This window comes from Spirochaeta isovalerica, assembly GCF_014207565.1.
GTDB lineage: Bacteria > Spirochaetota > Spirochaetia > DSM-2461 > DSM-2461 > Spirochaeta_F > Spirochaeta_F isovalerica.
On record NZ_JACHGJ010000002.1, the window covers coordinates 632,048 to 644,095 of the forward strand.

General features: G+C 43.0%; 9 protein-coding genes. 5 read left to right on the plus strand and 4 right to left on the minus strand.

The window, feature by feature from the left end; genetic code table 11:
- Nucleotides 1-3 precede the first annotated feature (3 nt).
- On the minus strand, nucleotides 4-840 hold the full coding sequence (locus tag HNR50_RS07755; protein WP_184745552.1) for an alpha/beta fold hydrolase: 837 nt from the start codon (nucleotides 838-840) through the stop codon (nucleotides 4-6).
- A 289-nt stretch (nucleotides 841-1,129) separates the two neighbouring features.
- On the opposite strand from HNR50_RS07755, the gene HNR50_RS07760 reads away from it, so the two are divergent.
- The 4 genes from HNR50_RS07760 to HNR50_RS07775 are packed head-to-tail and all read left to right on the plus strand — an operon-like array spanning nucleotide 1,130 to nucleotide 6,349.
- Complete coding sequence (locus tag HNR50_RS07760) at nucleotides 1,130-2,092, plus strand: NAD-dependent epimerase/dehydratase family protein (RefSeq protein WP_184745554.1); 963 nt, start codon at nucleotides 1,130-1,132, stop codon at nucleotides 2,090-2,092.
- Between the two features lie 10 nt (nucleotides 2,093-2,102).
- Nucleotides 2,103-4,154 carry a methyl-accepting chemotaxis protein gene (locus HNR50_RS07765; protein WP_184745556.1) on the plus strand — a complete coding sequence of 684 codons (2,052 nt, stop codon included), beginning with the start codon at nucleotides 2,103-2,105 and terminating at the stop codon, nucleotides 4,152-4,154.
- A 15-nt stretch (nucleotides 4,155-4,169) separates the two neighbouring features.
- The gene (locus HNR50_RS07770) at nucleotides 4,170-5,426 is read left to right on the plus strand and encodes an AfsA-related hotdog domain-containing protein (RefSeq protein ID WP_184745558.1); all 1,257 of its coding nucleotides are present in this window, start codon (nucleotides 4,170-4,172) and stop codon (nucleotides 5,424-5,426) included.
- 14 nt (nucleotides 5,427-5,440) lie between these two features.
- On the plus strand, nucleotides 5,441-6,349 hold the full coding sequence (locus HNR50_RS07775) for a hypothetical protein (RefSeq protein ID WP_184745560.1): 909 nt from the start codon (nucleotides 5,441-5,443) through the stop codon (nucleotides 6,347-6,349).
- Here the strand turns inward: HNR50_RS07775 and HNR50_RS07780 are convergent.
- The 3 genes from HNR50_RS07780 to HNR50_RS22590 are packed head-to-tail and all read right to left on the minus strand — an operon-like array spanning nucleotide 6,315 to nucleotide 7,520.
- A complete protein-coding gene (locus HNR50_RS07780) occupies nucleotides 6,315-7,109 on the minus strand; it encodes a histidine kinase (protein WP_184745562.1) in 795 nt (264 codons plus the stop codon). The two genes, HNR50_RS07775 and HNR50_RS07780, sit on opposite strands and share 35 nt — an antisense overlap.
- Nucleotides 7,057-7,338, minus strand: coding sequence for a type 1 periplasmic-binding domain-containing protein (locus tag HNR50_RS07785; RefSeq protein ID WP_184745564.1), 282 nt, complete (start codon nucleotides 7,336-7,338; stop codon nucleotides 7,057-7,059). The genes HNR50_RS07780 and HNR50_RS07785 overlap by 53 nt, the downstream gene beginning before the upstream one ends.
- A gap of 47 nt (nucleotides 7,339-7,385) precedes the next feature.
- Nucleotides 7,386-7,520, minus strand: a complete 135-nt coding sequence (locus HNR50_RS22590) for a hypothetical protein (protein ID WP_281389043.1) — start codon at nucleotides 7,518-7,520, stop codon at nucleotides 7,386-7,388.
- A 204-nt stretch (nucleotides 7,521-7,724) separates the two neighbouring features.
- Between HNR50_RS22590 and HNR50_RS07790 the strand changes: the two genes are divergently transcribed.
- Nucleotides 7,725-11,984, plus strand: a complete 4,260-nt coding sequence (locus HNR50_RS07790; protein WP_184745567.1) for a PAS domain S-box protein — start codon at nucleotides 7,725-7,727, stop codon at nucleotides 11,982-11,984.
- The last annotated feature ends 64 nt before the right edge of the window (nucleotides 11,985-12,048 follow it).

Consider the following 12,048-nt stretch of genomic DNA (forward strand, 5'->3'; position numbering starts at 1 on the left):
CATTTATAGATCAACGCTTGCCAGAAATCTCTTCAAGCCTTCCATAAAAACAGGGAAACCGTCAAAGTGTATCAGGTGCCCCACATCCGGTACTTGAAGCGTCATGGCGTCAGGTCTGATTTCTTTCACTCTGGCACTGACTTCCGGTGTAATAAAACCGCCTTTTTCAGTCTCTCCGGAAAAAAGCAGGAAGGGCTGCGGGAATTTTTTTACTTCTTCCTGCCAGTCCCACTCCTGTCTGTGCATTTTTTCGGATAGAACATCGACTATACCCATATCCAGCTGCTTTTTGGCTTCGCACATAATGCGGATCAGCTCATCGGACCAGGCAGGGTTGTCTTCCCTGTAACCTTTTATCAATTCATCCAGGGGGATGTCCTGCAGGGTTTTCGCCCAGGTTGCTATGGGGTTTTCTTCGGGGGCCTGATTCCCGGGATTTCCAAAAGGGGTGCCGATCCACCAGAGCGGATCTACGAAAAACAAGGCACCGGGTAATTCCCTGTAACGGATAGCCAGCTCATAAGTGACCATGGATCCCATGGAATGACCACCGACCACTGGCTTGGCCAGGCCCAGCTCTTTTATGAGTTCCGCCAGGTCTGAAGCCATATCAAGAGTCTCTGTCTCAGAGTATCGGGAAGAAAGACCATGTCCCCGCATATCAGGCATTATAACATCGTACTCATCTTCCAACGCGCGGGCGACCTGTGTCCAGCACAGACCATTGTCTGAGAATCCGTGTACGAGGATCAGAGTTTTTTTCACTCCTTTCCCTGTACGGTAATAGTGCAGATTGATGTTGTTTATCTTGATGTCATGCTCGGTCCAGTGCTTATCCATAGGTTTTTCCGTCCTTAGAGTTTCTCTGTGCATATTAACATATTTCCCTTTCCTGGCGTGCAAAAAAACACATCAATATGACTTGCACTCGTTGTTTCACTTTTTCCATCACGACAGAAATGATTCGCCCCGTTCTGTTCCTTGATCGGAAGGAGGTAGAAAACAACAGTGTGCTTAAAATAATGAATATTTAAATATAAACAGATAATAATTGTACATTTAAAAAGTATCAGTTATTATGTCCTCATATTAATTTAAAAAAGTAACTAATAAGATTTTTGGACATAGCATGAAAGACTTGATCATCGGGATTACCGGAAGCACAGGCTATCTCGGTTCGAATACTGTTGACTTTTTTAAATCAAAAGGATGCGTAATCAGGTGCCTTGTAAGAAACAGGGCTTCTGTACGGGATAGTGAAAATGTTACTTATGTCGAAGGTGATATCCTTGAGCCCGAGACTTTGAATTCCTTTATCGAAAATCTGGATGTTTGCCTCCATTTGGCTGCTTTCGTCGGTTCTGCTCCATGGGCGACCTACAGGAAAGTAAATGGCGAAGGTACAAGAAATATCTGCAGTAAAATAATCGAACTCAATCCCGCATGCCGATTCGTATACTGTTCGAGCATTGCCGTCCTCAAACGGAGAAAAATACTCAGATTTGTCGATACGGATTATGCCAGGAGCAAATATCTCGGTCAGCGATATGCGGAGCAGGCTCGCGATAGATCGGGACTAAAGCTGACGATAGTCTATTCGGGGATGATATACGGAGCCAATGACAAGCGCTTTCTGCCATCATTGATCAAATACTTAAGCATGGGAAAACTAATCCTTCTCTCCGGCGGCGAAAAAAATTCTCCTTTGATCTATATCGATGACTTATGCGAACTCTTCTACAGAATCGCCATGAGCTCATCCTCTGTCAATCGGGCATACATGGGAGTCAATACAGAGCCGGCCGGAATACATGATTTCTTCACACTGCTGGCTGAAAAAACCGGGAATCCCCTCCCTTATAAAAAACTATCTAAAGCCATCATCCTGATTCCGGCGATGATAATAGAGGATATCTGGCAGCTGCTTTGCCTTCCCGGCAACCCTCCGCTAGCCAGAAGAATCGCCGATGTTCTATCCATCAATCTGAATCACGGAAAATTCAATTATAAAAACAACCTGAACTGGGTCCCGGAAATCTCTATGGATGAAGGACTTGATAGAGCTCTCCGCTCCATCTGCCGCAGGATCTGAAGAGGATAAAATGAAAAGTAAGAAATTTAAATTATCTCTGAAAATAGCATCGATCACTTTTTTTGTTTCTCTGCTGGCAATATCAGTCGGCAACTCCCTGGAGTATCTGGCATTGGCCTCATTTTTCGGCAGCGGCAGTCTAAGTGGCTTTATAGAATTTTATATCCGCTTTCTGCTATCCATATTTCTCCCTTTCGGCACAATCCTCTCCCTCATTATCTACTTCTACATAAAACCTGTGGAAAGGGGAATCAATACCATTATTGCCGAAGGGACACTACCGGAAAATGAAATCATACATATCAAAAAGCGGATAATGAAATTGCCTGCCGTTATTTATTCCATCAACGGATTCGGTTTCGTCGCAGGTTTTGTTACCTATGCCTTTTTCGATCAGAATATCTCCCATGTCTTTTCGGCGGATATGCTTTTCTATTTCATATTTACCATATCGCAGGCAATCGTTTACTCGTTCCTTCAGATATCGCTGAGCAATACGGTTCTTTTGAAACCGAGAGAAATACTGAAGGTTTATTACATAAACAAAAATGATAACTGGAAAGTGCTTTCCTTAAAATCCAAGAACATTCTCATTTTCATTATGTTTACCGTTTACGCCATGAGCTTTTACTCTATCCACTTTACCAGGGCTTACCGGCAGGAAGTTTTTTACTCGCAGAATCTGGAGTCATTCATAAGCGGGGACATAACCAGGGAGGAAAGCAGAATTTCCTATAGCAGATATTATGTAGACCGGGAAATGGACGACAGCCAGATAGCTTTATTTCTTTCATCCGGTTTCGAATACAAATACAGCAGAGCCTATTTACGATTTATCTTTGTATCCCTTTTCGTTCTGGTGTCGATCGGCATTTTCATTCAGATGATTTTCTCCAATGAAATCGTGTCTCAGATAAAGCTGCAGCAGGTTCAACTGGCCCGGCTGACCAATGGGGAAGGGGATCTTACGGCCCGGCTATCCATAATCCAGGGCGACGAAGTCGGTTTGCTCACAGACCATTTCAACAGATTTATGGATACCATACATGCCATTTTCATAAAAATCGGTAAAAGCACGGTATTCATACATAATACTTCAGACTCCCTTGACAGGGATATTCATGAGGCATCAGCCTCGGTGGAAGAGATGTCCGCTTCAGTAAAGAACATACATGCCAATACGTCCAAGCAAATTGACGTCGTCCAGTCGACAGACAAGAGCCTGTCTGAAATCATTCAGGCCGTTCAGACAATTTTCGGGAATGTGGAGACACAAGCCGGATTCATTGAAGAGACATCCTGTTCCATGGAAGAGATGGAAGGCAGCATGAAATCGGTCACCCAGACTACAACCCAGGCCAGAACTCTTTCGGAAGAGCTTCTGGAAGTCGTGAAGGGGGGAGAAGCCTCCATCAGGGATTCGCTTAACGCCATAAAGATTATTGAGCAATCTTCCCGGGAAATTTCCGAGATCATCAATATCATGGAAAACATAACATCCCAGACCAATCTGTTAGCCATAAACGCATCTATAGAGGCGGCCCATGCGGGAGATGCGGGAAGGGGATTTTCCGTCGTGGCCCAGGAAGTGAGAAAACTCTCTGAATCCAGCGCGCAGCAGGTAATGGAAATCCAATCCAAAATTGCTCTGATGAACTCAAAAGTTTTGAACGGAGTCAACCTTTCAGAGATTGCCGGTCAGGCTTTTGATAAGATCAGAGTCAACATCAATAAAACTACGGAGCTGATCAGCCAGGTCTCCTTCGCCATGACGGAGCAGAGCTCGGGAACGGGCCAGATTCTTGAGGCCATCTCAACTGTCGTATCGTCAACAATGGAAATCAAGGAGCTCATACAACGGCTTACAATGTTCAGCTCCAGCATTAAGGAGGAGATGAAGGAGCTGATCGAGCGGTCCGTTCAGATCCAATCGGCCACCAACGAACAGAACAGGGGAACGGAAGATATCGTCCGTCTGGTTAGCAATGTGGGTAAAGTGTCTTCGGATAATCTGAAAGAAATCGATGAACTGGAACAGCTGATTTCCAGCTATAAAATATGATAATAGGAGTTTGATATGCTGGCTTCTGAATCAATTGCAATCTGTAAATCCCTGGTACATAAGGAAAAAGAAGAAAACGTCTTAATCAATAATCTGAGGGCTGAAATTCCGCCCTGCCTGTCCGGGAAAGTCTTTGAGGATGAAATCCTGCCCCGGCTGAATAGGGAGGAGCAGATATTCATGAGGCAGCGCTTTTCTCTTCTGGATCAGTTTTCTACTGAAAAAATCTTTCCGGATACAACGGGCCGGGTTTATCTCCTCGCCCAGATACTGCCGGTCTTACCGGAGCAGTATGTCCGCGAAATGAGAAATAAACTCTCTTCCGAATCATGGAAATTTCTAAACGGTCACTATGCTGATGACGGCAGAAACGGCCTTATTCTGAAAGGCATGCCCGATGAAATGGATCAGATTAAGATACTTAAAATCCTCGATGAAAAGAGCCGCATCATACTGGATTCCGAAAAAGCCCTTTTGTCTGAGATTCTCTTCCGCTCAGGTGTGGCAGATGACAGGAATTCTTTTTATGCCAATATGGTTGTTGATACGGAGCATGAATTTTACTTTGAACACTATAATGAACATGTGCCGGGAATGATGGTGATCGAAGCGGCCAGACAGTTCGGACTGGCCACATGTCATAAATATGGTATGATTCCCGAATCGGAATATCAGATCATGATGAGCGATCTGGATATCCATTTTGAAAAATATGTTGATTATCACCTGCCGATCAAACTGGTCGGAACCGTCGATGTCAAGAAAAGGGCCGCGTCGGGAATGTGGAAAAAAGTGATTCTCAATTTCCAAATCATACAGAATCAGACTCTTGCGGTTTCCATTCGCTTTAACGGGAGAAGTATAGAAAAAGCTCTTTTCGGAGAGCTCCGGCAGGAAGAACTATACAATAAAATCGGAGATTTCCGGTATAAGCCTCATACAAACAGTCCGGGAAGGCATAAATTCTGTTTGAGGAACCTGGAGAACTATGAATATATCGATGGGGCTTTGAAAGAGATCAGTACCCGTGATTTCAAAATCGAGATTCCCGGGAATGATAGATATGATCCGGAAAAAAAGCACGACTTCCTGTTTTCCTTTGACAACCGCTATTTTATCAATGGCAGCTGCTATCAGACGAACATAGAGCGAAGCGGTAATTCGCTCATTGTCGACTTCTCCTTCTCTGATCTTTCAGAGGAGGACTTCGACAATCTTGTACAGTGTCTGAAACTGTACACGAAAGCGATAGAATGCCGGGATTTTAGTTAGGGAGGGAGAAGGTAATGAGCCGATTTTACTATTTCCGACAGGACGGACGATGTCCGGTTATGAAAAACGTACTCGAGAAGTCGGTTCCCCGATACTTGATCGATAGAAATGAGACACAGCAGACGTCCTATTATTTCATCCTGGACTGGAACGTTCTTCATCATTCCGATGTTTACCGTGACTTTCTCAAGTCATCGGGAATCCGCTTCGTCGAAACGATAGACGACCTGCCGGAAGGCGCGGGCATATTCGCCGGCGGATACGGCGGCGACCCGGTCGCTCTGGATAAGGCCAGAGCAAAGGGCATTCCCATGATAGACAAGATCTGTCCCTGGGTTAAATTTCTTGAGCAGGATATAAGATCGGTTCCCGAGGGGTATCAGTGCGTAATCCTGATCGATGAGTTCCATATAGTCTATAAAAACTTCAAATCCTTATTTCCGGAAAATACCCTTATTGTCAATGAAAAGAATTACAGGGAAAAGTGCGAAGGGCTCGATAGGGACAAACCTGTTTTCCTATGCGTTTACGCTACATTCAGGCAGAAGGATTTTGATAATGTCAAACATTGCATTGAGAAGAAGCTGCCGGGTTTGCCGCACAAATCCTCTTCCAGAGGAATATGCTCGTGGATTACCCGTAACAGTCTTTTCGATGAGATCGGCCAGGTCATACCCGGACGCGGGCTGAGCCAGGTCTGGATCATATGCAATTCCGAATACAATCGCTCGGTCCTGACCCTGATAAACGAAATCGAGGATAAAGGCGCTGAAGCCAGATTGCTCAAACATGTAGATGACATACCCCTTGAGCTACCCGAATCGGGAAATATAGGTGTTCTTATCGCTCCTGTTCCTTTTGATAAAGACAGAGAGATCCTGAACGCCATTAAAGAAAGGTTTGAGGGAATACCGGTACTTTAGTATAGAACAGGATTCCCGGGGCTTTGGCTTCCACATCCAGTTCAATACTCTTATCCTCTTTCTGCTCATCGCAGTGCAGTATGGAATTGTCGATCAGCTCTGTCAGAATCTGAAAGAAATCCAGGGGAACAACATTTATCTCCAGATCCGGAGGACAGCTGACCTTGATCGATATGTCGTTTTCCGATTTCTTAAGCGAGTTCAGGACTTCGATCCCGCGGAGAGCTGTTGATATCTGGCTGATCAGGTTGCTGTAGACCTCTCCGAACTCCGGTCCTTTCTCAATCACTATAAATCCGAAGATATTGTCCAGAAAAAAAAGGTTGTTTATTATAACTATATCGCCTGATAGCCGTTCCAGGCCGGATTGTGGTAGAATTTCCCTTGCCGGGAAGGGGGTATTTGCGAGAGGAGAACTTTCCTTTTCTTTCCATTCCTGAATGACAATTCGGGCGTTCTTTCTGTCTTCTCCGTGGTAGAGAAGCACAAAGATGGAGGGAAATTCCAGTTCGGAAGAGGCCCGGGAAATTCCCTTTGCCAGACTGGCCATATCATAGCTGTTGACTATTCCCTCGGAGATGAATCGTCTCGATCTGTACAAACGGTCACCCCATATGCCCGATGCGAATTTCTCTTTCTCTCGATTCCATTCTTTGCCGGCCGGAAAATAAACCTCGTCATTTTTGCGTAAGAGCCGATTTTCCAGGTCAGGTTGCTCCGCTCCTGAATCGGTAACATGATTTCCGCAGGAGTCCCTCAACCACAGCGAAATTTCTCCGACCGTGATCAGTAACCAGATGATCAACAGCCTGGGCGATGCCCTTCTGCGGCGAGATCCTGACAGAAGACATCCCCGGGACGGGATCGCCGAGGCTGACCTTCGGGATGGAAGAGGGAAACAATCTGGTAAATTCTGTAAACTCGCTGTATTCGATAAAAGGAGAGAGACTGGTGGAGATAAAAATCAAACCGTCAAGCCTAGCTTCCATGGCGAGATCGTAGATCTGGTTAGCGGTTCTTTTCGGAGTTACCCCTTTTAAAGAGTTCCTGTGTAAAAGAGAAGATTGAACTCCAGTTCCGAAGCTCTGCTTTCCAGTCCTTTGCAGACCAGTTCGTGATAAGGTCCTTCAATCTCGATCATTATCACTCCCACCGTGTATTTTCCGGTCATATTAAAATAGTAGGTTATTTGATGTCCTGTTTCAACTGAACTGATTGAAGCTTATGTTTGCGGGAAAAATCCAACTTTCCTTTATAAAGGAGCAACTGGTTAATTCTTTGATATATCAATAGCTGTATCCTATTATTTAATGAAAGATTATAATCTTTTGTTTATGAATCTGCTTCTTTAAATCAATTATTATTGGGGATAATTATGGTTAATGAATCAGCGGCTGGGGATCAATATTCTCTTTATATGACTGCTATTGATGCAATAACTGATATTATTAGAAATATAAGTGACCGGGATGAACTTTTAAAGAGAATTCTTCAGACACTTTGTGAAATCCTGAAGCTTGATAAGGCTTTGGTTTGTTCAGTTTGTCCGGATGACAATACAATAGAGACTTATTGCGAATGGCCGAATGAAGAATCTGGGAGTAATTTACAGAAGTTTAAATACTCTTCGCATTTTTCTGATAAACACATTTCCCAAATAATCGAGACACATCATTACCTGATAAGTTCTCAAACCGCATCATTAAATTGTGATGAATGCGACAATCTTCATGACAAATTTAAAGTTCAATGTCTTTTATGGTATCCTTTTGATTTTGATGGGAATTCTTTTAATTCACTTTTATTGGGTCAAGCCCGGAAAGAACACCTTTGGACAAAACAGGAATTGATCTTTATTGGTTCAGTGACAAAGCAATTGAGCCTGGCCTTATTAAAACTACAACTAACCGATATTCATACTGCTCAGACGGGACGTATGCAAAAGCTGGAAACTGAATCCTATGTTTTGAACACTAGCACCAACATATTCAGATCTGTAATGGAAAACAGTCCTATCCCTATATGGATTTCCGATGAGAAGGGGACCCTGATTCACGCTAACGATTCATTGAAAACAACACTCAACCTTACTGATGAGCAGCTTGTTGGAAAATATAATGTTATTCAAGATGAGAATTTTCAGACCAGTGAAATAAAGCAGAAGATAGAAGACCTTTTTGAAAGACATAATATAGTTCATCATTCCCTTTATTGGGAATCCAGGGTTGTAAAACATGCACCGCTTAATGGAGCCCGGAATGTCTGGATCGACCTAACCATGTATCCAATTCTCGATGCTGACAAAAAGATTATTAATATTGTATGTCAGTGGATTGATATAACTGAAGAAAATAGAGCTAAAAAGAAGTCTTCCATGCTTAATAAAGCTATTGAGAATTCTCTGAACGCCTTTGATATTGTAGATCATAGAGGCAGAATCATTTATGCAAACCAGGCATATTGCAAAATGTGGGGATATGATTCCATCGAGGAAATCCTTGATACTTCTCCCGTCAGCCATTGTGAAGACCCACAGAAGTCGACAGAGATAATTAATGAAATAAAAGAAAAGGGCAAGTTTATAGGCGAATTTAAAGCAAAGCGAAAGGACGGAACCTCCTTTGATGTGCTTATGTATGCCTTTCTGGATTATGATGAGAATGGCAATGAAATATATCCGGGAACATCTCTGGATATAACTGATCGAAAAAATGCGGAAATTCAGATGAAGGACTTACTGCAAGAACAGGAAGTCCTTTTAAACAATGATCCCTCTTTCATCATTTATAAAGACACAGAGAACAACATCATAAAAATTACCGATACGGTCGCGAAAATGACCAATCTTCCCAAGGAAGAAATTGAAGGGAAGCCATCGGCAGAGATTTTTCCGACAATGGCGGATGAATATTATAGAGATGATAAGGAAGTGATGGATAGCGGAAATCCGAAGATGGGGATTATAGAACCGTTACCTTCTTCCGATGGTTCTAGGAAATGGCTGCTTACTAATAAAGTTCCTGTAAAAGCAGAAAGCGGAAAAGTCACCGGTATCATTGTGTTTTCTACAGACATAACCAGTTTAAAAAAAGCTCAGGATGCCTTAGAGGATAGCGAGAAAAAGTATAGATTGCTGGTTGATAACATCAATGACCTCATTTGTGAAATCGATTCCAACGGTGTTTATACATATCTTAATAAGAACTATAAAGATATTTTAGGTTATGAGCCTGAGGAATTATTGGGAAAACCAGCGATAGATCTGATCCACCCCGATGATTTGGAAACCAGTCTTGAAAAGTATGAGAAGGTTAAAGATGAAGCAGGCGTCAGCATAGACGTCTGGAGGTTTTTGCACAAAGATGGATCTTACAGAATCATTGAATCGAAAGGACAGGTTTATCAGTATTCAGAAGATGAGTTAAGGACTGTCATCATTTCCCGGGATATAACCGAACAGAAAAAAACGCAAGAGCAACTTCAGAAAATTCAATGGCTGCTGACGCCGAAATCCAAGACACAAATTGATGATAAATATAGTCAGCCTTATGGAGATCTAACGGAGCTTAACAGTGACAGAACCATACTGGATTCCGTGGGAGAAGAGATGCTGAAAGACATTGTCAATGATTATCTGGGTCTGCTGGAAACTTCCGCTGCCGTTTATGAAAAGAATGGCGATTATGCTTTCGGTATTTTCTCCTCCGGCTGGTGCAGACTGCTTGATCGCAGGGCCAGGGAGCTTACCGCGATTACAGATCTGAACGAATCTCTGGATTCGGGTAAATGGTTGTGCCATGAGTCATGCTGGACTGATACATCCCTCAAATCCATTAAGACGGGAAAACCAACGGATTCTCATTGCCATGGAGGGTTAAGAATATACGCTTACCCGATTTTTGCATTCAATGAGGTTGTCGGTTCAATAAACTTCGGATATGGAAATCCACCGGATAAAATGACGGAGCTTAGAGAGATCTCAGAAAAATACTCAATCCCCATAGAGACACTGGAAGAGGAAGCCCGGGCTTATAAAACCCGACCTTCTTATATAATCGAGCTTGCCAAAGAAAGGCTTCAAGTCTCAGCGAGGGTCATCGGATCGCTTGTAGAATTAAATGTAACAAAAAGGCAGTTGCAAGAAAGTAGAGACTTTCTGAGCAGAACAGGCGAAATGGCTCGCGTGGGTGGTTGGGATTTAAATGTCGGTTCGGATAAAGTATACTGGACTGAAACAACATGCAGGATTCACGAATTACCTGACGACTTCTCCCCGACTCTGGAAGAGGCTATCCTTTTTTATCATCCCGAAGACCGGTCTTTAGTTCAGGAATCTGTTGAGTCAGCTATAAGCAAGGGAACACCATTTGATTTTGAGGCAAGACTTATAACCGCAAAAGGCAAAGAAGTTTGTGTCCGGGCCATGGGTCAACCGATCATGGAAAACGGGAAATGTATAAAAATATCAGGTACTTTTCAGGATATAACAGAGCAAAAGAAATTGGAGAGCGCTTTGGAAGTATCGTCAAGACTGGAATCTCTCGGAGTCCTCGCAGGCGGGATAGCCCATGATTTTAACAATCTTTTAAGTGGATTTTATGGATTGACAGATTTGGCCTTACAATCTCCTACTGTGGAGAAAAAGAACTATTATCTTGGCAAGGCAGGGGATACGATAGAACGTTCACGATCACTGACTCAGCAGCTTCTGACTTTTGCAAAAGGAGGCTCTCCGGTTCAAAAGATCGCGCCGCTGTTTCCTATGGTTGAAGAATCAGTTCATTTTGCACTAAGCGGATCAAAAGTTTCATGTAATTTCGATGTTCCGCAGGACCTTTGGAATTGTAACTATGATGAAAACCAGATCAGCCAGGTTATCGATAATCTGATCATTAACTCCAAGCAGGCTATTCCCAACGAAGGGAAAATAAATGTAACAGCCAGAAATATCTCAATTGCTGAAGGGAAGCACCCCCTATTAGCTGAAGGAGACTATGTCAGAATCTCCATTAAAGATAACGGTATAGGTATTCCTAAAGAGAAGTTAGATAAGATATTTGATCCCTTTTTTACTACAAAAGCCTATGGCCACGGTCTGGGGCTGGCTACTTGTTATTCCATAGTGAAAAAACATGGGGGTTGCATTGAGGTTGATTCTGAGCTGCATAAAGGAAGTCTCTTTAATGTATATCTGCCCGCAGTAGATGTAAATGTACCTTGTTCTGATAGAAAATTGAAAACAGAGCATTTTGGCAGCGGAACATTTCTGGTAATGGATGATGAAGAAGTTATTCGGGAAATTTTAAAAAGAACGCTTGAATCTTTTGGCTATACTGTTGTTTGCAAGGAGAATGGAAGAGATGCTTTAGATTTTCTAGAAGCAGAATTTAAAACCGGCAGATCGATCAGCGCTATGATTTTTGATCTTACTGTGCCCGGCGCAATGGGCGGAAAGGAGACAATAGCTGAATTGAGAAAAACAAATACAAAGATTCCCGCTTTTGTCGCCAGTGGATATGCCGACGGTCCTGTTATGAAGAATCCTCGTGAGTACGGCTTTACAGCAAGTATATGTAAGCCTTTCAGGCAGGAAGAATTAATAGATTTGCTCAACAATCACTTACAGACCAAATAAGGCTTTCTGCTTTCTTGCATTTTAATGTAGGGATTTCGTTATATCGCGATGGAGTTTTGTGCTA